The organism is Terriglobia bacterium, from assembly GCA_020073185.1.
In the GTDB taxonomy this organism is placed as follows: domain Bacteria; phylum Acidobacteriota; class Terriglobia; order Terriglobales; family Acidobacteriaceae; genus JAIQGF01.
The window spans coordinates 16,449-39,631 of sequence record JAIQFT010000015.1 but is presented as its reverse complement, the minus strand read 5'-3'; the positions used below and the strand labels follow the sequence as shown (position 1 = coordinate 39,631).

Here is a 23,183-nt window from a genome sequence, read left to right as displayed (position 1 = left end):
CCCGCCGGTTAAGCACTGTGCACTGGGGCGCGGCCACCAGCCTTGGCCTTATCCTTGTCGCGCAACACCCGTCGTAACAGCTTGCCGGTTGGCGTGCGTGGCAGTTCCGCCACGATTTCGACCTCGCGGGGCATCTTGTAGGTCGCAATCCGCCCGCGGCAGAACTCGATCAGCTCTTCCGCAGTGGCTTTTTCCCCTGGTTTCAGCACCACGAACGCCTTCGCGATCTGGCCGCGGATTTCATCGGGCACGCCGATGACCCCCGCTTCCGCCACCGCCGGATGAGCGTTGAGCGTGACCTCAATCTCCTCCGGACCGATGCGGTAGGCCGAGCTTTTGATAACGTCGTCCTCGCGGGACACGAACCAGAAGTACCCGTCCTCGTCCGCGTAGACGAAATCGCCCGCTCGGTTCCAGCCGTCCGGCGAGATGGCGTGCTTCTGCTTTTCGAAGTCGCGCCAGTAGATAGTGCCGGTCGGTCCGCGAGCCATAAAGTGTCCGGCGTTGCCGGGCTTGGTTTCCTGCCCGTCTTCGTCGATCACCTTGAGTTCATAGCCGGGGACCGCCTGGCCGAAGGAACCCGGCCTCGCCTTCAGGCTGACCACGTTCGAGGCGAACACGTACATCATCTCGGTGGTGCCCAGACCCTCGTAGATGTCAACCCCGAACTTGTTTTTCCAGGCGTGGTAGGTGGCCGCCGTCAGGCTTTCGCCGCCGCCGGTACAGATGCGCAGGCTGCGGAGATCGTACTTCTTCTCCGCATCCGGCACCTGCATCATTTTGCGGTAGGCCGTCGGCGCCAGGGAAAGCACGGTGATTTTGTGCTTCTGGATGGTCTCGAAGACCTTTTCCGGCTCGAACTTCGAGATCAGCGACGCGGCCGCTCCGAAGCGAAACGGAATGGTGGCGAAAGTCGAGTAGCCGGCGCCAAACGCCAGCGGTGCGGTCCCGCCGAGGACATCGTTCTCCGTAACGCGCCAGCCGTACTTGCCGAACGCGTCGGGGATGATCAGCGTCTCCTCGACGAAATGCACCGTGCCTTTGGGCCGGCCGGTGGTGCCCGAGGTGTAGAGCAGAATGCCGAGGTCTTGCCGGTTTCGCAGCACCGGGTCCAGGGATGCGCTCCCGGACTGCAGCAGCTCGCTATACGGCAGGTAGCCCTTGGCCTTCAGATCCGCCGGTTCGCCGCCGATCACGATGATGTTTTCGACGGTTTTCAGGTCAGCGCGCGCCGCTTCCAGTTCGGCCAGCAGCGCGGCATGGACCACGATCGCTACCGCCTCGGCATCGTTGGCCACGTGCGCGATTTCCGCACGCGAGAACAACGGCGAGGTCGGCGTCAACACCGCACCCAGTTTCAGCACCGCGAAGTTGGTGACCAGCGCGGGCGGAATGTTGGGTGAACGCAGGATCACGCGGTCGCCCGCGTTGATCCCGAGCCCGCGCAGCGCATTCCCCAGCTTGTTGGACTGGGCCAGCAACTGCCCGTAGGTGATCTTCTGGTCCTCGAACAGGATAGCCGGGCGATCGCCCCGGCCGGCTGCGACCGCTTTGTCCAGCAACTCCTCGGTCGGGTTCAGCCGGTCGGGGTAAGAGGCAAACTCCGGCAATGTGTAAATTCGAGTCGGCCAGAGATCGCGGGGCGGAAGATGTTCAAGTTCCCCCATGCCCCCTCCTCAGTCGTGCGCCGCGCCTACGGCGGCGCCTTTCGTTTCCGCGATCAGGTCTTCCAGCGCCTGCTCCACCCGGATGGTGCCCCGTTTGGCATCGCTCCGTGGAAAGGCAAACGTCGGATACCGGTCGCCTTCAAAGACCAGCAGGGCGGGAACGTTGGTGCCGAAATCCTCCACCAGCGCGCCCTTGGCGCCGAACACCGGGCGCACGGTTGCGTCCGGTCCGCTGACCGATTTGTGATAGACCGGGAAACGATCTTTCACGTCGGCCACGTCAATGGCTTTGGCGTCCACCCCCGCTGCTTTGAGGGCGTGGACCAGTTCCAAGGCCTTGTTGTTGTCGCAGGGAAACAGCTCGCCGGACTTCTGCTTACTGGAATAGTAGAACTCGACGCGCTTGGCTCCCTTGGCGCTCTTGGCAGCGGCGGCAGCCGTCGCCACCGCCGGATCGGGCGGCACGTAGGCTTTCCCGCTATCCTGGAAGACCTCGCATTCCGACCAGCCCTGCAGCGTGATAGCCAGGGTGAAGGGAAATTCGCGCTTTACGCACTTGCCGAGGTACGCCTTCTGAATATTGGGGTCCAGTGCCGGGCGCAGATGGGTACAGCGGACGCAGAGCGACTTGTCGTTATAGTGCATATGCCCTCCGTTTCTCACTTCGCCCCGGCAACCATGAATTTTGCGCGGCTGCCGACGAGATCGTTCTTGGTAAGCGGATAGCCCGCGATGACATTGCCGCGGACGTTGCGCTTAATGGCTTTGGGTTTGCAGACGGTTTCCTTCTGCGCTTTGGGAGCGGGACGGGTCAGCCCCGTACCGGAAATGCCTTCGTAGGCCGGCGTCTCGGCGAAGCCGGGCAGCAGGTCGGCTGTTCCCGACGCCGCCTCCGGCCCGCTAACGCAGGCTCCGTTGGAGGTCTCCAGCCGCCAGATTTTCTTGCACCCGGCGCATTGGGTCGTCCCCTTGAAATTCCAAAAGGGGTAGGGATCCAGAAAATTCTTAGTCTTACAGTTCGGGCAAGTTAGCAGCATGGTGCCTCCTCAGATGCACTCCTGGTCTTCCAACCGCTTGATATCTTCGGGCGTCAAGCCGGCCAGTTTTCCCAGGATCATTTCGTTGTCTGCGCCGACGGGTTTCAGGGCCCACTTCAAACGCGGCGGGGTTTGCGACATCTTGTACCCCGGCCCCTGGTGCAGCAGGTCTCCGTAGTAGGGGTCGTCCAGCCAACGCACCGCGCCGCGCTGCTGCCAGTGAGGGTTGGTAGCAACCTCCTTGGCGTTCCACACGGGCTGGTTGAGGATGTTGGCTTTGTCGAGAATGTTGGCGACGTCTTCCTTGGTCTTGTCCGCCGCCCACTTCTCCAGGAATGGGTAAATCTCCATCTGCGCTTCCGGCTTTACGCGCGCATCGGCCTTGCCGTACTTCGAGGCAACATTACCGTCGCCAATCGTTTTGCACAAACGCGCGAAGTCTTCGTCGCTGCTGGCACTGATCAGGATGTAGCCTTCCTCGTTCTCCTGTGGATTATCGGAGTTCGGGTACGAGGACTTGCCGCATTTGATGATCCCGTGCACACAGAGTTGCGTGTCCCAGGTGCCCCACCGTTCGCGGGTGATGCCGTGCCGCCCGTACAGCGGCAGCGCGTACTCCAGTTGCCGGGTCACGCCGTGCACCTGCGAATACTCCATGAAGGTGCCCTCGCCAGAAATCTTGTCGCGGTAATAGAGAGAGGCCAGGATCTGGACCGCTCCCATCATTCCGCCCCAGTAATCGGCGAGCCAGATGGTGTGCTTGGCAGGCGAACCTCCCTTGAACTCGGGCGCGCCGGTCATGCCGAAGTTGCCGCCCTGGGATTGGCCGAGAATGTCGTAGGACGCGCGTACGCGCCCCGGACCCCAGCCGCCGAACCCGCCCAGCCACTGGTAAACCAGCCGCGGGTTGATCGCGCTCAACTGCCGGTAGCCGATGCCCCAGCGGTCGAACGTTCCCGGACGATAGTTTTCCACGAATACGTCCGATTTCGCCGCCAGCTTCTTGACCAGGTTCTGGCCCTCCGGCCGGTGGAAATCGATGGAGCAGAAGTATTCGTTCGGATTCGCGCCCAGGAACCCCAGGCCGGTGCCGCGCTCGGGCACGTACTTGGAGAGCGGGTAGAGAAATGGTTCGTTGAACGGCGTGGTGTGGCGCATCGCCTCACCGCGCCGGGGAGCTTCGATCTTAATGACCTCGGCGCCCAGTTCCGCCAGATACGAGGCGCAAGACGGACCCAGAATGTACTGCGTACAGGAGAGCACGCGGATGCCCTTCAATGCTTCAGGCTTGGCGAACTCGCCCTTCGGGTCGAAGGTCTTGCGGCAAAACTCCTCGAAACTGATTTGCGGGGTTTTGGAAACAGCGGTATCAGTTGCCATGTTTTTCCTCCGCCTCAAATGACGTTCGCCTTTTGCAGCCGCGCGAAGTCTTCACTGGTGAAGCCGAGCAGCCGACGGTACGTGTCCTGGTTGTCATAGCCGGTCGGGCGGCCCATCCACTTCAGGCGGCCCGGTGTCTTGTGTTGCTGGAAGGGTGTGGTCCCGTACAGGATTTTGCCGTAGTGCGGCGACTCGGTCTCCGCCACGTGGCCGCGATACTTGAAGTGCGGGTACTCGGCCACTTCGTTGACGTAGAGCACGCCGCCCGACGCCACCTGCTGCTTGGAGAGCTTCCGTTCCGCATCGCTACGGGAGTTGTCTTTCAGCCACTCGCCCAGCATGGTGTAGGTCTTGATCTGCTGGTTCATGGCCAGGCGATCGGCCACTTCACGCAGGTGCGGATCGCCGAGGATGTCCTCTTCGACCGCCGGATGCTCGTCGCCCACCACGCGCCAGATGCGGTACCACAGGCGGTCGTGGCCCCCGCCCACCATCATGTAGCCGTCCTTGCAAGGATTGACGGCGTAAATGTTGATGGCCAGGTCCCAGTTGCCGAAGCGCGGCCGGATGCTGCCATCCATGCCGTACCACGCCCACGAGTAGTCGAGGATGCGGATGATCGCTTCCGCCGATGTCGCTTCGACAAACTGCCCTTCGCCAGACACCATCTCGCGGTAATACAGCGCCGCCAGGATGCCCATGGCCGCCTGCGTCCCGCCGACGTGATCGGCCATCCACAGCGCCGAGCGCATCGGGGTGCCGCCGAACTCCTTGGGATCGCCGGTGCCGTGGCAGAAGCCGCAGGCCGCCTGCGCCGTCGGCTCCAGCATCCCGGGCTTGTCCTTGTGCGGGCCCCACTGCCCGAGTTGGCCCACCCAGCAGTAGATCAGACGGGGGTTGATCTCCTTCAACTGACGGTAGCCGATCCCCAGGCTATCGCGATGTCCCGGCGGATCGTTTTCAATGACGATGTCCGCGTGCACCGCCAACTTCTTGAAGATCTCCCTTCCCTCTTCCGTTTCCAGGTTGAGCGTCACCGACATCTTGTTGCGCATCTCGTGCAGGAAGTGGGCTCCCACTGGCTCGCCCGTCTCCTTGTCGGTGAACATGTACTCTTTCCGCCCGAAAGGAGTCAGCTTGCGCATCGGGTCGCCGCCCGGCGGCTCGATCTGAATGACCTCCGCGCCTAGCTCGGACAACATGGACGAACACCAGTGTCCGATCATCATGCGCGTGGAGGTGTCATAAACCCGCAGGCGCGACAACGCCTCCGGTTTTTCGAAGTTGTGTGATTGACGACAGATGGATTCAAGAAACAGTGGATAATCCTTCGCCTGATCACTCAAACCGGCATAGACCTCCTCCGGTTTTGGGATCGGCACTGCCGGCCAGGGTATGGTTTTCTCGCTACTCATTCCCATTTCTCCTCGGCGTCTTCGCATCTCATCCGCTCGGACGCTGCGTGACCTCAATTGCCCGTTGCTGGATTCGCTGTCTGTACGAGGAATGCTTGACCCAACGAACCGTGTGATTGCCCTACTTCAACTCGCTCGTCCCTACATCGTCACTGCAATTACCAACTCAATCTCGCCGCCAACTGCAGGCGCCGCGTCGCGCCGGCGGAGTTGTACAAGCCGAAACTGGGGCTGGCGACGGTCCGCCAGTTATCGGTCTGCGCCGTCAGGAACGGCACGTTGAACACGTTGTAGGCCTCGGCTCGCAGTTGCAGCGTCAGCGGCGCCGATCCCATCCACCCTCTCTCGGTCAGCGTTGTCTCCTTGAACAGCGACCAGTCGAAGTTGGCCAGGTGGTTCATGCGGATGGTGTTGCGCCCGCAGGTGCCGTTGTTGCCCAGCAGCGGCTGCGAGTATCCATGGATTGCGCTCGCATCGCCCAGCCGGAAGGAGGCGTCGGCCGCGCAGTTGGCGCGCGTGTTGTCGGCGCCGGTGGGAATCAGGTTGCCGTCCAGGTTCACGTCGGCAATGCCCCGCCGCGCGCCCGCTAGCACGGTCGCCGGGATCCCCGTCTGCCACAGGTTCACCGACTCGAAGCTCCAGCCGTCCAGCACTTTCCTCGGCGTCCCGTTCAAGTGGTGGAAAAACGGGATCCGCCAAATTCCGGTGACCAGCACGCGGTGCGCGATGTCGAAATTCGACACCGCCCGTTCCGCCCGCGGGTTCGCGGCATCTTGCGCGAAGCTGTTGTCGTTGGCCTGGATGGTGGGGCTGAAATCAGAAGCGTCGTCGATGGATTTCGACCAGGTATATGAAGCCTGGAATTGCAGCCCGTGCGAGAACCCCTTCTTCCACTCGACTTGCAGCGAGTGATAGATCGAGCTGCCGCCCGCTTCATGCAGGTTCACCTGGTCGAACCGCGGGTCCAGCCGCGCATTTCCCGCCCCGTTCTCCGTTCCGGCCGCGGCTTGGAACTGGCTGAGGCGCGTTGTTTCGTCGGCGATGCCGGTTGCCCCGGCGGGACGACGTACCAGCGGATTGATGGCCACCAGCCGCGTCAGTTGCGTGCCTTTGGTGCCCACGTACCCCAGCGTGAACACCGAGTTCGCCGGCATTTGCCGCTCAATCCCGAAGCTGAACTGCTGTACGTAGGGGTTGCCCAGATGCGGATCGCTGGTGGTGACGCTCTTGAAGTTCGTCAGTTGGCCAAATCCGCCGATCTGCGCTTGCGTCTGCGTCTGGATCAGGGCCGTGCCCTGCAGCAAGTTCTGAACATTGTTGGCGCCCGTCATCTGGCAGGTCGGCGCAAGTATCGACACGCAGGACAGGCTCGGACTGTAATTGAAAGGCGGCACCGAGCGCGACGCCGCCAGCGGGCTGAAGGTGAACGAATCCCAATAAATCCCGTAGCCGCCGCGGATCACCAACTTGCCGACATGCGGGTTCCAGGCAAAGCCGATCCGGGGCGCGATATTAAAAGGGTTCGCCTCAATTGCGTCTCCACCCAGTCGAAAGCTTCCCAGCGGCCCCGGTCCCGCCACCCCGATGGTTCCCGTGCTACGCGGATCAAGAATGGAAGTACTGCCGCCGGCATCGCTGAGCGCGCCTTGTATTTCCCACCGCAGGCCGGCGTTGATGGTTAGCGTCGGCTTCAACTTCCAATCATCCTGCACGAAGAACCCGTACAGGCCGGTGCGGAATCCGCGGCTGGTATTGCCGAACAACTGCGTCCACGCGGTCGGCTGGCCGGCAAGGAACTGGTTCAGCGACGCGAACGTGAAAACGCCGCGGCTGTTGGTCGCATTCACCGAGTTGTCCTGGATCTTGCGCAGGTCCACGCCCACCCGCAGCACGTGGCTGCCAAGCAGGTGACTGAAGACCTCGTTCAACTGGAAAACGTTGAACACCCGGCTCGCCGGCACCGACTGCAGCGCGCCGAAATTTACCAGCCCGCTGATCAGGAAGCGCGGTGTATCCAGCCCGTTTTGCGGCGCTCCCTGCGCCACCGAACGTCCGTACGCCGCCCGCAGCTCGTTCACCGTCTTCGGGCTGAGAATCAACGTGTCGGTAATGTTCAGGTTGCGCAGTTCGAAGTGGTTGTCCACATCAAAGCCGCGCAGCGTGTTCTGCGACGGGAAGCGCGCCACGAACGACGCCGTCCCCTGCAGGTAGCGCGCGGAAATCCTGTGCGCCTCGCTGATCTGGTGGTCCGCTTTCATCACGAACTGATAGTTGTCCACCGGCGATGGCACCTGGACCGCGACCGTCCCGATGTCGGGGTTGTTGGTCGTCCCGGTCGCCGCCGGCAGGAACCGGTTCATCAGATCAATGATGGACGGGTCGGTGGCGCGCGCCCGCGCCGCCGCGCTCGGCACGTTGGCCAGCGCGGTGAAGCTTCCACCCCGCGTCCTCCGCCCTTCGTACCCGCCGAACAGGAAGGTCCGGTTTTTCTTCAGCGGTCCGCCCAGCGTGATCCCGTACACGTTCTGCTTCAGGGGCGAAGCATGGCCCGTCTGGTCGAAGTAGTCGCGCGCGTTGAAGGCATCGTTCTGAACAAAGTCGTAGGCGCTGCCGTGCAGGAAGTTGCTCCCGCTCTTGGTCACCATGATCACTTGCGCGTTCGACTTGACCCCGTACTCAGCGGAAAAGTTGCTGGTCAGAATTTTCAGCTCTTGCAGCATGTCGGGCGTGATCGCCTGCATGCCGGGAGCGAAGCCGCCCGCCTCCCAGTCGTTGGCGTCGGTGTAATCGAGTTGCACCGAGGTGGCGCGCGCCCGCCCTCCGTTGGCCGCGATCAGCCCCGACTGCACGCCCAGCACGATGACAAACGAGCCGCCCCCGCCGAACGTGGATCCCCCGCGCGGATTGTTCGTCGGCGCCAGTCCCGCTCCGAGTTGTACCGTCGAGATCATGTTGCGCCCCAGGCTGGGCAGGTTGGCGAGTTCGGCTTCGGTGCGCGTGATGCTGCGTTGCGCGTCCGACGACGCTACCGCAACCGCCTCGTCGGACTTGACCTCCACGGTTGTCGAGGGATCTCCCACCGGCAACACCAGTTTTTGCGTCAGCGTCTGATCGCTGGTAACCACCAGGTCCACCGTGCGCCGGGCGAACCGGGGAGCTTCTGCCGAGAGCTGGTATTGGCCGGGCGAAAGCGCAAAAAAGACGTAGTACCCGTCGCGGCCGGTGGTGAACGTGCTGGTCGAATTGGTGGCGCGATTCACCAGCCGGATCGTGGCGCCGACTAGTACGGCCCCCATCGGATCCATCACCGTTCCTTCCACCCGTCCGACTGTGTATTGTGCCCAGGCGCACGGCAGCCAGACCAGGCAGACCAACGCGAGTGTGAATGCCCCCGGTGTCGCCACTCGTGTCGGTCGTTGCACGATACAGTCTCCAGACTCGGGGCTAGTGCGTCCAGTGGGCGCACTAGCCCTCCAGGTTCATGACCACTCAGCAGCCCAGCGCGTCCGCTCAGCCTCGAGCCGGCGCCGCCGCCGCCTTGAGTTCGGACTCGGCCGGAACTGCAGGACGCTTCGCCAGCAGCTCGCAAACCAGGGCCACAGCCGCCATACCCGCAGCAGCATAGAACGGAGCCTTGAAGCTCTTGGTCGCAGCCAGCAGCTTGGCCCCGATCATGGGTCCAAGGATGCCAGCCACGCCCCACGCCGTGAACAACATGCCGTAATTGATCCCCGCGTTCTTGGTGCCCCAGAAGTCGGAAGCGGCAGAGCCGTTGACCGACAATTGCGTCCCGTAGCACCAATAAATGACGAAGATCGACACGAACAGCAGGGCCACGCTGCCGCCCACCAGGTACAGAATCGGCATGGCGATCATGGATATCGCGATCATCAGCCGTAGCACGTTGACGCGGCCGAGGGCATCCGACATCCAGCCGGACAGAATACGTCCGGCGGCGTTGCCGACGGCGCCCACGATGAAGGCCGTACCCGCCAACCCCGCCACCACCTTGGCATCCATGCCGGTGCCCTTCAGGCTGGAAACAAAGAACGGCACCAACTGGCTGATCACCATCAGGCCGGCGGCGCAGCCCAACGCATACGCCAACCACATGAAGTAGAAGGTCGGGGTGCGCAGGGTCTCGGCCGGCGTGAACTCATGCGTCGTGGCCGCCGCCTTCGCCGTCGCCGGCGCGGGCGTCCAGCCTTCGGGTCGGTAGCCGACGGGCGGATTCTTCAGCAAGAATGCCCCAACCATGGTCATGACGAAGAAGATCACTCCCAAGATCTGGAAGGTCGACCGCCAGCCATAGGCGGGGACGAGATAGTTAAGCGCCAATTTCCCGAAGATGGCCGAGCCGCCGCCGTAGCCGGCCACGGCAAGACCGACGGCCAAACCGCGCCTATCGGGAAACCACTTGGCCATAACCGGGATGGGTGTCGCGTAGCCAAAACCGTTGCCCAGCCCGCCGATGACGCCGAACGAAACGTACAGGGCGGTTAGGCTGTGGGCATAGGCGGACGCGAAGAAGCCAACGCTCACCAGAATGCCGCCCAAGGCGGAACAGATGAACGGTCCTTTCTTGTCCTGAATGCGTCCGGCGACCACGAAGGTCAGGGCGAAGACCACCACCGCGATGGTGAAGGTAAGCGCGTAAGCGGTCGGCGCATAGCCTTTGAATTCTGCATCTTTCTGAAACTGTGGGACAAACAGGCTCCAAGCGTAGAGCGAGCCGAGTGCGAGGTTCATGGAAAGTCCGCCCACCACTCGCCACCAACGGCTGATTTGAGCGTCCTGCTGCATTGCTGCGGTTGCCATAGCTGAATCTCCTTCGTGAATTGCTAAGGGTCACGAGCCTGGGCCTAACCACATCGGGTTCATTGCCCCGATCCGGGACTGCTACCCCCGGCCTGCCGCCGGCGGCTTGCTTCTATCGAACGTTCGCTCGATTGGGGTCATGAACTCGGCGGCCGCTTGCACGGGCGGGGAGTCGCTTACCTGATCGAGCTTGGGTAGATGTGCAGCGCGCCCTGGAAGTCCTCGTCTGCGGCGGTCAAGACCAGGGGCTCAACTGCGGACCATGTCGGGTGCATTCCGGGCCGCGCGTCGTTCACGAGCGGCGCTTCCGACCGCGCCTCGCGAATCACTGCGCTCTCCGGATTACAGTCCGACAACACCGCCATGAACTCCCTCATACCGCCTGAAATCCCCTTGTCTGCATGTCCCCGAGGCTGCCGCTGATGGCATTCTCGGGCATTCAGTCTGGCGACCTCGACTTCACCGGGCTTGAATCGGGGAACTGGGCTCCTCTTCGGCACTCCGGAACCGGGCGGGTGCAGAGTCAATTACATCCGTCTGCGTTGAGTGCTCGAATCTCGAGAATTCCCGGCATACGCAGGCTGTCGGCGGCTGCAGAGTCGATTGCATCCGCCACCGTTCCGCCCATGCCAGCTCAAGATGGGGTGGCATAGTCTATTAAGATGAAGCACTCGTCAGTGACGTACGTCACACCCATGAGTGATCTCCGTCCACGGGGCCGCGCGCCGGTCCAATGGCCAAGTTACCGGCCGGCCAAGCGTTGCAACTCCGCTTTGTTGTGGATCAGCAGCACGGAGCCTTTCAGGATTGCGATTCCGCGGTGGCGGAACTCCACCAGCTTTCGCCATACCGTTTCCCGCGACATCCCGATCGCCTGCGCCATTTCCTTGTGCGTCAGCGGCAGGACCACTTCAATCTCGTCCCCATGCGGCTTTCCGATGACCGCGATGTCCAGCAGCAGCCGCGCCAGCTTGGCGCTGCCCGAACGAGCCCCGCCACCCGAGCGGATGATCTCGTACGCCTCGTGGCAATCGCGGCTCAGAATCTGCGCCGCCTTCCAGCACGCGACTTCGTTTTGGCTCAGGAATTGCTTGAAATCATCGCCCCTGACGAACACGATGTGCGACGGTTCCACCGTTTCCGCCGTGAATTCATGCACTGTCCCGCCGATGCAGGCGTGCAGCCCCAGCACCTCGCCGGGGCCCGCGATCTTCACCATCGCCAGCTTCCCGTTGCCTCGCTGTGTGCACACCTTGACCTTACCCGCGCACAAGATGTGGACGCCCCCGGGCTTCTGTCCGGCGACAAACAGGATGCTCCCCTTGGGCAGCAGATTAGCCAAGCTGAGGGTATCCAGATGGACGAGCGAGGAACGCGGCAGGGAGCAGAAGAAAGTGTGGTTCCTCAACTTGCACGTGACGCAGCTTTCGACGAGCTTCAGACCGTAGGGAGAGGGCATAACTACCTCCCCGGCACGGTCGGACGAGCCGGTCACCTGTGGTAGTTAAAACCTAACACCTTATCACAACAACCACCGGCTCGCCAGCGCAGTTTCGCGGCGACTGCGCTGGCAAGACAGAAACTCCCTCTTGCGTTCCCCTTGTCCGCACTGTGGAGGCAAGGCGACATTCTGGCGTTCGCCTTGCCTCTCGCAACGCTGCCTAGCGGTGGTACGGCGCGCCCACCGACAGCACCGGGCACGGCGCCTCGCATACGACTTTGTATGCCACTCCGCTGCCCAGGTGTTTGGTCAGCGCCGCCGGCCGCTTCACCCCCAATACGATCAGATCTACGTCCTTGCCGGCGATGCGCACGATCGTTTCCGCCGGTGGACCGAATTGCACCAGGTATTCCGGCTCGCGCCACAACGGCGGCCCTTTGGCGATCAGCTCGTGCAATTGCTTCTCGCCACTCGCCACCGCCTCATACGGAGGGATCACCGGCAGGGCGCCAGTTTCGGCCTGGGCAAAGGCGACTCCGGGGACGGAGGCGACGTGCAACATCGTCAGCCGCGCCCGGTGCTCCTCCGCCAACGCAATGGCGTACGGTAGCCCGTGCTCCGATTCCGGGCCAAAGTCAGTGGCGAACAGGATGTGCTGCAGCATGCCGCCGTTGAGGCCCCGCGACGCGTGCGGGCCCACCGTCAGCACCGGGCATTCCGCGGTGCGGTAAACCTCCTCCGCTACGGAGCCCAGCAAAAACTTCCGCAGTCCGGTTCGGCCTTCCGTCCCCAGCACGATCAGGTCAATTTGATGTTGTCTTACCAGTTCCGACAGCACGCCGGCGACCTCGCCCTCCCGGATCAACTCCGTATGCGTCACACCCTGGAAAGCTTGGGAGCCAGCCATGTCGGTCATCTTTCTTTCCGCGATACGTTTCACCTTCTCCGGGTCTGCGTCGGAGGACTCCACGAAGGGAGCGTGCGGCAGCACATTTACCATGTACAGCATGCTGCCGTAGCGGCGCGCCAGGCCCGAGGCATATGCCACCGCCGAATCCGCGCAGGCGGAGAAGTCGGTGGCCACCACGATGTTCTTGATTGCTATGCGGGTTGGAGCAGTGACCGCTGTCATATTCCTCCTTCCGAAGCGGGAGCGGGACGCCGACCGCCAACCGGCGCGTCGGCGCCCGGTCCTCCCGCCTCGAATCTGCCTCCGGGCACGAGCACCATACTCATGCCTGGAGATGTGGAAGGACGCTCACGTGATCTAGGGCAGAGGCGACGCCCTTACACCTCTTCCAGTTCCTCGTCCAACTCCTGCGTCACCCGGTGATTGAACTCCGCCACGGCCGTGTGCTGCGTCAGAAATTCCTGGTTGCAAGCGGTGCAGCGCACCACCGTATCGAAAATCTGCCAGACTTGATTGCCGCAACTGCAGGTGTACAGATCAGCCATACCATCCTCCTCGATGTGACCTGCGATCGCGCGCACCCTCACGGCGCACACCGGAGCGTTTGCCCGCGCAAACGCAGATACAAGGGGCGGCGCATCCGCGATAGATGAACGTGGATCGTAGGTTTAGACGGTTCGAATCCTGGAGCACCATACCTCCCCCTTGTGAGGCGAAACCGGTTAGGGTGAAGGTTTACGGGGCCGCGGAGCGCGGCCAACGCAACAGTGTGTTTTCGCTGTTGCTGTGCTCAGGCAAGGCAGTATTTTTTCACCGCTCGCGCTATCGAAAGTCTTTACCCGGCGCGGGCTCCCCGGCGGTGACGGCCATCACCGCTGCGCGTGCGTTCCCAATTCGGCGCTAGCATTGAATACCCCACGAGCAGCACTTCTTCTGGTATTTTTTCCTGATGGCAACCAAGCCTCCAAGGGCCTCCGACTGGGCAACTCACGCGCGCATGAACGCCGCCAACCGCTGGGAGCGCCCCTCGGCGGCAATGGGTCGCGGCGCCACCCAAGCGATTGTTGACTTCGCGCGGCCGCAACCTGGCATGAAGGTGCTCGACGTAGCCAGCGGCACCGGCGCGCCGGCGCTGCTCGTGGCGCGACGGGTTGCGCCGGACGGCCACGTTATCGCCACCGATCTGTCGCCCGAGCCGCTGAAGATCGCCGCCCAGCGCGCCCGCGACCGCGGCCTCACCAACATCAGCTTCGAAGTCGAGGACGTGCATCGCCTGCGATTTCCCGACGAGAACTTCGACCTTGTGACCTCGCGACTCGGCGTCATGTTCTTCGCCGACCTGCCGCGCGCCCTGAGCGAGCTACGGCGCGTGCTCAAGCCGGGCGGCCGTGTCGCCATCCTCGCCTGGGGTCCGATGGAGCAGCCGTATTTTCAAGCCACCGGCATGATCCTCATGCGGCACATCGGCGGCGACTTGCCTCCAGCCGCCAAGCAGGTGTTCAAGTTCGGCGAGCGCGGTACGCTGGCCGCCGCGCTTACCGCCGCCGGATTCCGCGACGTCAACGAAGAACTCCACACCGTACCGTGGGTGTGGCACGGCTCCATTGACGAGCTCTGGCAGTATTACCAGGCGGTGACCATCCCGTTTCGTCCCGTGCTGGAGCAAATCCGCCCCGAACAGATGGAACCGATCACCCGCGACGTCCACGCCGCTTTCTCCCGCTTCTGGGACGGCGAGAAAGTGAACATGACGGCGGACTTTGTGCTCGCGGCCGGGGTTCGATAACTCAAGATGTAAATTGCATCTCACGGTAGTCCTCAGTCGGCCAGTCTACGGACTACCGACTACCTACTACGATTCCTGACCAGACGCAGCCCGCCCGAATCAATTTGCAAATTACCAATTACCCATTACAAATGGCGTATGCGCCTGCGCATTGCCTGGATCGGCAAAACCAAAGAGTCCGCCATCCAGTCGCTCACCGCCGAATACCTCGAGCGCCTTTCGCGCTACATCCCAACCGATTCGATCGAGCTGCCGCATGAAGCCGCACTACTGAGGCAACTCGAAAAATCCGGCGTCCGCCCTGCGCAGACCCTCGTCCTGCTCGACGCGCGTGGCAAGCAGCTTTCTTCCGAGCAGTTCGCCGAATATCTCCAACAGCAGCAAGACCGCGGCACGCAGTCGCTGCTCTTCGCCGTGGGCGGTCCGGACGGCTTCTCCGACGCCGCTCGCGCTGCCGCCTCATTCCAGCTTTCGCTCGGCAAAATGACCCTCGCGCACGAACTCGCCCGCGTGGTTTTGCTGGAGCAGCTATACCGAGGATTTACAATCCTCAAGGGACATCCGTACCACCTGGGGCACTGAAGGACAGTTTCAAGTTTCTGGTTTCGAGTGGCCGGTTTGCTCGAAAACCACACTTCACGACCAGAAACTAGAAACCAGAAACTGGAAACTGCATGCCAGACGTTCGCCGCGGTCTCATCATCGTCAACACCGGCCCGGGCAAGGGCAAGACCACCGCCGCCATGGGCACGGCGCTGCGCGCCGTCGGGCAGGGCATGAAGGTGCTGATGCTGCAATTCCTGAAAGGCTCGTGGCATTACGGCGAGCTGGACGCGGTGCAGGCCTTCGGCGACCGTTTCGTCATGAAGCAGATGGGACGCGGCTTCGTTAAGGTGGGCGGCGCCGAAACCGATCCCGAGGACATTCGCATGGTCGAGCAAGCCTGGGCCGAGGCGGAGAGGGCCATCCTGTCCGGCGAGTGGGACCTGGTGATCCTCGACGAGATCAACTATGCCATCAGCTACGGCATGCTCGACCCGGCCAAGGTCGCCGACGCGCTGAAGAATCGCCCCGAAATGGTGCACGTCATCTTGACGGGACGCAACGCGCACCCCACAATTGTTGATTTGGCCGATACCGTCACCGAGATGCGCCAGGTGAAGCACGCCTATGAAAAGGGCGTGCAGGCGCAGCGGGGAATCGAGTACTGAATTGCGGAACTGCGTGACTGCCGAATTGTGTAATCGACTGGAGCCGTCAGTCGCTGAAATTCCGCAATTACCCGATTCCGCAATTTCGCGATTAATATGACCTGGTTTAAACGACAGTCGGGCGACCTGGAACCCTCCGGCGAAAAGAAGGTCCGCACCGAGGGCTTGTGGGTGAAGTGCGAGGACTGCCGCCAGATCATCTGGAAGAAGGACCTCGACGCCAATCTCAACGTCTGCCCCAAGTGCCAGCACCACTTCCGCGTGGACGCGCGCACCCGCCTCGCCCAACTGCTCGACGATGGCGAGTACACCACCGATGACATGAAGCTCGCCTCCACCGACCCGCTGAAATTCACCGACCTGAAAAAATATTCCGACCGGCTGACGAAAACGCGGAAGGATACCGGCCTGAAAGATGCGATCGTCAACGCGCGCGGCAAACTGAACGGACGACCGGTGATTGTCAGCTCCATGGAGTACGCCTTCATCGGCGGCAGCATGGGCTCGGTGGTCGGCGAAGCCATCACCCGCGCCGTCGAACGCGCCACCGACCTGGGCAACCCGCTGCTCATCGTCTCCGCCTCCGGCGGCGCGCGCATGATGGAAGGCGTCATCAGCCTGATGCAGTTAGCAAAAATATCCGCCGCGCTGGCGCGCATGGATGACGCGCGCGTGCCCTACATCTCGGTCCTGACCGACCCCACCACGGGCGGCACGACGGCGTCGTTTGCCATGCTGGGCGACCTGAATATCGCCGAACCCGGCGCCCTCATCGGCTTCGCCGGACCGCGCGTCATCGAGCAGACCATTCGCCAGAAATTGCCCGAGGGCTTCCAGCGCAGCGAGTTCCTGCTCGAGCACGGCATGCTCGACGCCGTGGTCCACCGCAAGGACCTGAAGAACTACATCGCGCGCGCGCTCGATTTCATGATGCCCAACGGCAAAAGCTCTTAGCTATTAGCTCTTAGCTGTCAGCTTGGACTTGACTGCTGACCTTGCACCGAACGGCAGCTAAGAGCCAAGAGCTAGAAGCTTTGCCCTACGATTCCGCAGTCGCGCAACTCTACGAACTGGGGCACGAATTGGCGCGTACTCCGGCGCACAAGTTCGACCTGGCGCACATGCGCGTGCTGCTGCAGCCGCTGGGCATGCCGGAGCGCCAATTCCGTTCGGTGCTGATCGCGGGCACCAACGGCAAAGGCTCCACCGCCGCCACGCTCGCCTCGATCCTGCGCGCCGCCGGCCACCGCACCGGCCTTTACACCTCGCCGCACCTGGTGCGCATCAACGAGCGCATCCGCATCAACGGCGAACCGATTTCCGACTCCGATTTCACCCGCGCCCACGACGACGTCGAGGCCGCCGTCGCCCGCCTGCTCGACTCCGGCAAGCTGCCCTGGCATCCCAGCTTTTTCGAAATCCTCACCGCGATGGCGTTCCTGCACTTCGCCCGCAGCGGCGTGGACATCGCCGTGCTCGAGGTCGGCATGGGCGGGCGCCTCGACGCGACCAACGTCGTCGACCCGCTGGTCTCGGTCATCACCGACATCTCGCTCGACCACCAGAAATTCCTCGGCAACACCGTGCGCGAGATCGCGGGTGAGAAAGCCGGCATCATTCGTCCCGGCGGAACTGTGGTCACGCTGCCCCAGCATCCCGAAGCCAACGACGTCATCGGCAACACCATCCTCGACCGCGGCGCACGCGGCGTCAGCGCTGTTCCCTACGTCCCGCCCCTGTCGCCGGGTTCACCCATCGAGAATTGTCATTCCGAGCGGAGCGAGGAATCTGTTGTTTCCAGCGACCAGAAACGAGAAACCAGAACCTCCTACCCTCTCACCGTCATGGGCCAGGAAATCACCGTGGCGTCGCCACTTTTCGGCCGTCACCAACTCCGCAACCTCGCGCTCGCCGTTGCTGCCGCTGTCGAACTCAATGACGCGGGCCTGCGCATCACCCCGCAGGACATCGAGCGCGGCATCCGCGAAACCCGCTGGCCGGGACGCTTCCAGATTGAGCCCCAGGGCTCGATCGATTTCGTCCTCGACGTCGCGCATAATCCCGCCGGCGCCTGGGCCCTGCGTTCTGCGCTGTCGCAGCGCTACCCAGACCGCCCGCTGCTGTTTGTCTTCGGCGCCATGCGCGACAAGGCAATCGCCGAAATGGCGGAAATCCTCTTTCCACTCGCGCACCGCGTCATCGCCACTCGCGCCGAGAACCCACGCTCCGCCGCGCCCCAGGAGATCCGCGACGCCGCCGCCCGCACCGGCGCCGAGATCGAAACCGGTGCCACCGTCGCCGCCGCCATCCAAGCCGCCCGCCGCCTCACCCCTGCCAACGCTGTAGTTGTGATCACCGGCTCGATTTATGTGGTCGGCGAAGCCATGCCGGTGCTGGGCATCGCGCCGTAGCCAAAGTGTCGTTTACGTCCAAGCGATGAGGACAAGCTAAAATCTCAGGTGAATCGCGGGTCAGTCGGCCCTTCGGTCTGTCGGTCCTGTGCGCCTGCTTGTTGATGCTGGGACCGATCGACGGATAGACCAAGAGAAACATTGCACGTGAACACATCGGCGAAACACTGGAACGCCCTGAGCTGGGCTCGCTCCATCTTCATCTTCGACGTCCTCATCTACATCTACACCTTCGTGCTCGGCACGCTGTCCCTGCTGTCGTCGCTGTTCGACCGTGACGGCCGCATCCAGCACGGTTTTGCGCGGCTCTGGTCGTGGCTGATCCTGCACACCATCTTCTGCCCGGTCACCATCACCGGCATGGAGAGGCTCGACCGCTCGCGCCCGCAGGTGCTGGCCGCCAATCACATTTCCGCACTCGACATCCCGCTCCTCTACGAGCACCTGCCCTTCCAGTTCCGCATCATGGCCAAAAGAGAATTGTTCCGCTACCCGTTCATGGGCTGGCACCTGCGCCGTTCCGGCCAGATTCCGGTGGACGCCGGCAGCGCTATGGCCTCCATGCGCAGCCTGATGCGCGGCGTTCGCAGCCTGCAGGGCGGCATGCCACTGGTCGTCTTCCCCGAAGGCGGTCGCTCCGCCAGCGGGCAGGTCCGGCCCTTCATGAGCGGCGCGTTCTACATCGCCATCAAGGCCGGGGTGGACATCGTCCCCATGGCCATCGTCGGCACCTACGAAGTTCTCCCCATGAACAGCTTTCACATCCGACCCGGCACGATGCGGCTGGTCATCGGTGAGCCGATTTCAACCGCTGGCTACAGCCTGCGCGACATGGACGTCCTCGCCGCCCGCGCGCAGAAAGCCGTCGAGGACCTCTACTATTCCCATTCCCGCGTACCCGACCCGCGCATGGCTGCGGGCACCATAGGAAGTCAGGCGTGAGCGCGGTAAACTATTTTGGATATCGCCGAAACCGGTTTTTTGCTAACTCCTAACTACCAGCTACCAACGGCTGTTTTTATGCGACCCAGGATTGCTATCCCCGTCCCGCACTCCGAGCGCGACTACGCTCTGCGCGCCCTGACGCAATATGAAGACGCGATGCGCCAGGCCGGCGGTGAGCCCATCGTCATTCCGCTGGAATGGTCGAATCAGCAGATCGCGCAAGCGGCCAAGCGTTGCGACGGCATTCTTCTGCCCGGCAGCAAGGCCGACATCGACCCGGAAAAATACGGCGCCGCCACTCGCGATCCGCACACCGCGCCCGCCGATCCCACCCGCGACAATGTGGACGAACTCCTGCTCCAGGACGCGTTCAACATGCGCAAACCCATCCTCGGAATCTGCTACGGCTTGCAGGCACTCAACGTCTGGCGCACGGGAACGCTCATCCAGCACCTTGACACCGGGGTCAACCACGCCGCCGGACACACCGTGCCGCGCGCGCACACCGTCACCATTGAGCATGGATCGCGTCTCGCCGGCATCGTTGCGCCGGTGAAGGAATTCGCGACCGAAGTTTGCGAAGATGGGAACTATGTTCCGCAGCAGGAAATTTCCGTCGAGGTGAACTCCAGCCACCACCAGGCGGCGGACATGATTGGCGACGGCCTGCGCGTGGTCGCCCGCTCCGACAAAGATCAAGTCGTCGAAGCCGTCGAAGGCGCTGCGTCCGACCACTTCGTCCTCGCCGTCCAGTGGCACCCGGAGCGCAGCTTTGCTGACGACGAACCCTCGCGCGCCATCTTCCGGGCATTCACGCAGGCCGCGCTGCGCCGCCACCAGCAGCCGCGCGTCCCGGTGCCGGACTTCGAGTCGCTGAAGAGCAGTTTCTAGTTTCCAGTTTCCAGCGGGGATGTGTGGCTTGGGTCTCCGACCCGAGTTCTAGAGTTGCTTGTGTGACACTGGTAACCTGACATGTGCTGCCATTTAGGAAACTAGAAACTGGAAACTAGAAACTCGCTTCTGCTAATTTCATTCGTTGATGCCTAATGCGCCAAATCTCTCGCTCCCGGATCGCGTCGCCGTCATCACCGGCGGGTCGCGCGGCATCGGCGCGGCCACCGTCAAGATGTTCGCCGCCGCCGGCGCCAAGGTGCTGTTTAACTACCAGCAGAACCGCACCGCTGCCGATCGCGTAGTGAACGAGTGCGGTACAGACCGCTGCGCCGCCGTGCAGGCCAATCTCCGCAATGTCGAGTCCGCTCGCGAGCTGATCGAGCGGGCCGTCCAGCGCTTTGGCGGCGTGGACATTCTGGTTGCCAACCACGGCATCTGGCCACCCGAAGATGTTCCCATCGATCGCATGACGGATCAGCAATGGCACGAAACCATCGCCATCAACCTCGACAGCGTCTTCGGCCTGGTGAAGCACGCGGTGGCGCAGATGAAAAAACAGGGCCGCGGCGGCAGCATCGTGCTGGTCAGTTCGACTGCCGGGCAGCGCGGCGAGTCCTTCCATTGCGACTACGCCGCCGCCAAGGGCGCGGTAATCAGCATGGTCAAGGGACTCTCGACCGAGCTGGCGCCCGACCGCATCCGCGTCAACTGCGTCGCTCCCGGTTGGGTGGCGACCGATATGGCCGCCCCCGCGCTCAATCATCCGGTCACGCGCGAGAAGGTGTTCAACACCATTCCGCTGCGCCGCGTCGCCACCCCAGAAGAGATCGCCGCGCCTATCCTGTTTCTGTGCACTGAACATGCCGGCTTCATCACCGGCGAAATCTTCAACGTCAACGGCGGCGCGGTGCTGGTGGGATAGGCTTCAGGCTCCGGGCTCCTTGCCGGACGCGATTTCCGGCAAGCATCTAAAATAGTCAGTTCACTATGAAGTCATTCGTCATTGTCGTGCTTCTTGCGGCGTACGCGGTTTTAGCCGCGGCCCAAGCCCCTCCATCCTCCGTGCCCTCTGTGGCTAAGCCGGCGCAAGCCCCGCAGGACGCCAACGCGCAGAAAGCCCGCGCCCTGCTCGACCAGTGCATCCAGGCGCTGGGCGGGCAGGCGTGGCTCAACTTGCAGGACATGGAGCAGCAGGGACGCTCGTACAGTTATTTCCAGGGCCAGCCCAACAGCCTGGGCACCCTGTTTTGGCGCTTCTGGAAATATCCCGACAAGGACCGCATTGAGCTCACCAAGCAGCGCGACGTGGTGTTCATCAACGTCGGCGACAAGGGCTACGAGATCACCTACAAGGGCACCGCCGCGCAGGAGCCCGAGCAGGTCGCCGACTACAACCGCCGCTATCGCCATTCACTCGAGATCGTGTTGCGTCAGTGGCTCAATCAGCCCGGCATGGCGCTGTTCTACGACGGGCCCGCGGTGGCCGAGCAGAAGCCGGCGGACCAGGTCAGCATCTTCACCGCCGACAATGACGCGGTCACGCTCTTCCTCGACAGCCACACCCATCTGCCGATCAAGAAGACGTTCGAGTGGCGCGACCCCACCGACCGGCTGAAAAACGTGGAAGGCGAGATCTTCGACAACTGGCGTCTCGTGCAGGGGGTGATGACGCCATACAGCATCCTGCGCTCGCACAACGGCGACACCAACAACCAGCGCTTCATCACCGGCGTGCGTTACAACGTCGGGATCTCCGACTCGATGTTCCAGGCCGCGATCACTTACGACCCGAACAAGACCCCGCCGAAAAGCCTCCGTGAAGCCTTGCGCCCTTCGCCTTTCGCCTACTGCCTGATTCCCGTCCAGGCTTCAGCAACGACGATGGAGTTTCCCGGATTGTGCGGATCGTACCTGATTGAGGTCGGCAGGCCCAGCTTGCAGGAGTGGATGTCGATGGCCTGCTGCAGGTGGGTGATGTCCTGCGACGCCTCGTACGACACGCCGCCGACATCGTAGGTAAACATGATCAGTTGCATAGGGCCGCGGCCGTTGGCGCTGATTTCCTGCACGTCGACGATGGTGCCATCGCAGATGCGGCCGATCTGCGCCAGCCGCTGCCGCCGCGCGCGCTCCCGCTGTTCTGGAGTGGTGCGATGGGCGCGGATCCACTGCCACACACCAACACCCACGGCGGTAATGCCCGCCGCCATCACAGCATAAAAACGAAGCGCGCTCATACTCCTCTCGGAAACATACTTGGCCACCCGCACGCGCAACCTACTGCTCCTCTCGCAGCGGACAAATCCAGCTTACCCCTTAGATGCGGGTTGCGAGAGGTTACGATTGGGGTGCGGTACGGCTCTCGGCCATGGACTAACGTCAGTCGGGTGAATCAATCCGCCCAGCCGCCGAAGCGACAGCCGAACGCCGATAGCCCAAATGCAAACGGCGCTACCTCGCGCCGCACCGCTTTCATTCCTGCAACTGCGTCAGCCCTTCGCGATCAACTCCGCTTCCGCTAGCGCCTTCACCTTCTCCCAGTCTTTGAGGAAGGCGTCCAGGCCCCTGTCGGTGAGCGGATGCTTGATCATCTGGTCCAGCACCTTGAATGGGATAGTGGCCACGTGCGCGCCCGCCATCGCAGCTTCCACCACGTGCAGCGGATGCCGCAGCGATGCTGCCAGCACCTGCGTCTTGTATCCGTAATTGTTATAGATCTGGATGATCTGCCGAACCAAGTCCATACCGACGTGGCTGATGTCATCCAACCGCCCGACAAACGGGCTGACATAGGTGGCGCCCGCCTTGGCCACCATCAGCGCCTGGTTGGGCGAGAAGCACAGCGTCAAATTCGTGCGAATGCCTTTTCCGCTCAGCGTCTTACACGCCTTCAATCCTTCTTTCGTGGTGGGCAGCTTAACCACGACATTCTTGTGCCACGTCGCGAATTCTTCCGCCTCGCGCAGCATGCCCCTGGCTTCGATGGCCACTACTTCCACGCTGACCGGCCCGTCCACAATCCGGCAGATCTCCAGGATCGTGTCCTTGAATGGCTTGCCTTCCTTGGCGATCAGCGAGGGGTTGGTGGTGACGCCGTCGAGGATGCCCATGGCATTGGCCTCACGGATTTCGTTCAGGTTGGCGGTATCAATGAAGAATTTCATGCTGAACCCACATCTTCTACAAATTTGGTAATCGGGTAAATTGGTAATTTCGTAATTGCAGAAAACTAACGGCCAATCGAACCGCTTCCATTACCGAGTCACCC

The 23,183-nt window shown here is 62.5% G+C and carries 21 protein-coding genes; 9 read left to right on the top strand and 12 right to left on the bottom strand.

Annotation, left to right across the window (positions count from 1 at the left end; translation table 11 throughout):
* Positions 1–8 precede the first annotated feature (8 nt).
* The 11 genes from LAN64_07515 to LAN64_07465 form a co-directional block, all read right to left on the bottom strand.
* On the bottom strand, positions 9–1,667 hold the full coding sequence (locus LAN64_07515) for an acyl-CoA synthetase (GenBank protein MBZ5567684.1): 1,659 nt from the start codon (positions 1,665–1,667) through the stop codon (positions 9–11).
* Between the two features lie 9 nt (positions 1,668–1,676).
* On the bottom strand, positions 1,677–2,312 hold the full coding sequence (locus tag LAN64_07510; GenBank protein MBZ5567683.1) for a hypothetical protein: 636 nt from the start codon (positions 2,310–2,312) through the stop codon (positions 1,677–1,679).
* Positions 2,313–2,326: 14 nt separating this feature from the next.
* Positions 2,327–2,704: a hypothetical protein gene (locus LAN64_07505; GenBank protein ID MBZ5567682.1), complete on the bottom strand. Its 378-nt coding sequence runs from the start codon at positions 2,702–2,704 to the stop codon at positions 2,327–2,329.
* A 9-nt stretch (positions 2,705–2,713) separates the two neighbouring features.
* Entirely contained in the window at positions 2,714–4,084 is a 1,371-nt protein-coding gene (locus LAN64_07500) for a CoA transferase (GenBank protein MBZ5567681.1), read from the bottom strand.
* Between the two features lie 14 nt (positions 4,085–4,098).
* The gene (locus LAN64_07495; protein ID MBZ5567680.1) at positions 4,099–5,499 is read right to left on the bottom strand and encodes a CoA transferase; all 1,401 of its coding nucleotides are present in this window, start codon (positions 5,497–5,499) and stop codon (positions 4,099–4,101) included.
* Positions 5,500–5,657: 158 nt separating this feature from the next.
* A complete protein-coding gene (locus tag LAN64_07490) occupies positions 5,658–8,921 on the bottom strand; it encodes a TonB-dependent receptor (GenBank protein ID MBZ5567679.1) in 3,264 nt (1,087 codons plus the stop codon).
* An 88-nt stretch (positions 8,922–9,009) separates the two neighbouring features.
* On the bottom strand, positions 9,010–10,317 hold the full coding sequence (locus LAN64_07485; GenBank protein ID MBZ5567678.1) for an OFA family MFS transporter: 1,308 nt from the start codon (positions 10,315–10,317) through the stop codon (positions 9,010–9,012).
* A 176-nt stretch (positions 10,318–10,493) separates the two neighbouring features.
* The gene (locus LAN64_07480) at positions 10,494–10,694 is read right to left on the bottom strand and encodes a hypothetical protein (GenBank protein MBZ5567677.1); all 201 of its coding nucleotides are present in this window, start codon (positions 10,692–10,694) and stop codon (positions 10,494–10,496) included.
* A gap of 365 nt (positions 10,695–11,059) precedes the next feature.
* Positions 11,060–11,776: a Crp/Fnr family transcriptional regulator gene (locus tag LAN64_07475; protein MBZ5567676.1), complete on the bottom strand. Its 717-nt coding sequence runs from the start codon at positions 11,774–11,776 to the stop codon at positions 11,060–11,062.
* 202 nt (positions 11,777–11,978) lie between these two features.
* Positions 11,979–12,890, bottom strand: a complete 912-nt coding sequence (locus LAN64_07470; GenBank protein ID MBZ5567675.1) for a universal stress protein — start codon at positions 12,888–12,890, stop codon at positions 11,979–11,981.
* A 155-nt stretch (positions 12,891–13,045) separates the two neighbouring features.
* The gene (locus LAN64_07465; GenBank protein ID MBZ5567674.1) at positions 13,046–13,213 is read right to left on the bottom strand and encodes a hypothetical protein; all 168 of its coding nucleotides are present in this window, start codon (positions 13,211–13,213) and stop codon (positions 13,046–13,048) included.
* A 404-nt stretch (positions 13,214–13,617) separates the two neighbouring features.
* Between LAN64_07465 and LAN64_07460 the strand changes: the two genes are divergently transcribed.
* The 9 genes from LAN64_07460 (at position 13,618) to LAN64_07420 (ending at position 21,931) form a co-directional block, all read left to right on the top strand.
* The gene (locus tag LAN64_07460; protein ID MBZ5567673.1) at positions 13,618–14,454 is read left to right on the top strand and encodes a class I SAM-dependent methyltransferase; all 837 of its coding nucleotides are present in this window, start codon (positions 13,618–13,620) and stop codon (positions 14,452–14,454) included.
* Between the two features lie 138 nt (positions 14,455–14,592).
* Positions 14,593–15,036 carry a 23S rRNA (pseudouridine(1915)-N(3))-methyltransferase RlmH gene (locus tag LAN64_07455; GenBank protein ID MBZ5567672.1) on the top strand — a complete coding sequence of 148 codons (444 nt, stop codon included), beginning with the start codon at positions 14,593–14,595 and terminating at the stop codon, positions 15,034–15,036.
* A gap of 92 nt (positions 15,037–15,128) precedes the next feature.
* Positions 15,129–15,665, top strand: coding sequence for a cob(I)yrinic acid a,c-diamide adenosyltransferase (gene cobO, locus LAN64_07450; protein ID MBZ5567671.1), 537 nt, complete (start codon positions 15,129–15,131; stop codon positions 15,663–15,665).
* 96 nt (positions 15,666–15,761) lie between these two features.
* Positions 15,762–16,619 carry an acetyl-CoA carboxylase, carboxyltransferase subunit beta gene (gene accD / locus LAN64_07445; protein ID MBZ5567670.1) on the top strand — a complete coding sequence of 286 codons (858 nt, stop codon included), beginning with the start codon at positions 15,762–15,764 and terminating at the stop codon, positions 16,617–16,619.
* 80 nt (positions 16,620–16,699) lie between these two features.
* Positions 16,700–18,076 (top strand): bifunctional folylpolyglutamate synthase/dihydrofolate synthase, encoded by a 1,377-nt coding sequence (locus LAN64_07440; GenBank protein ID MBZ5567669.1) that lies wholly within the window; start codon positions 16,700–16,702, stop codon positions 18,074–18,076.
* Between the two features lie 147 nt (positions 18,077–18,223).
* Positions 18,224–19,018, top strand: a complete 795-nt coding sequence (locus tag LAN64_07435) for a 1-acyl-sn-glycerol-3-phosphate acyltransferase (GenBank protein MBZ5567668.1) — start codon at positions 18,224–18,226, stop codon at positions 19,016–19,018.
* Between the two features lie 78 nt (positions 19,019–19,096).
* Positions 19,097–19,912 (top strand): gamma-glutamyl-gamma-aminobutyrate hydrolase family protein, encoded by an 816-nt coding sequence (locus LAN64_07430; GenBank protein ID MBZ5567667.1) that lies wholly within the window; start codon positions 19,097–19,099, stop codon positions 19,910–19,912.
* Between the two features lie 148 nt (positions 19,913–20,060).
* Positions 20,061–20,837, top strand: a complete 777-nt coding sequence (locus tag LAN64_07425) for an SDR family oxidoreductase (GenBank protein ID MBZ5567666.1) — start codon at positions 20,061–20,063, stop codon at positions 20,835–20,837.
* 65 nt (positions 20,838–20,902) lie between these two features.
* Complete coding sequence (locus tag LAN64_07420; protein MBZ5567665.1) at positions 20,903–21,931, top strand: hypothetical protein; 1,029 nt, start codon at positions 20,903–20,905, stop codon at positions 21,929–21,931.
* Between the two features lie 473 nt (positions 21,932–22,404).
* On the opposite strand, the gene fsa is transcribed toward LAN64_07420, so the two are convergent.
* The gene (fsa, locus tag LAN64_07415; protein MBZ5567664.1) at positions 22,405–23,079 is read right to left on the bottom strand and encodes a fructose-6-phosphate aldolase; all 675 of its coding nucleotides are present in this window, start codon (positions 23,077–23,079) and stop codon (positions 22,405–22,407) included.
* Positions 23,080–23,183: the final 104 nt, after the last annotated feature.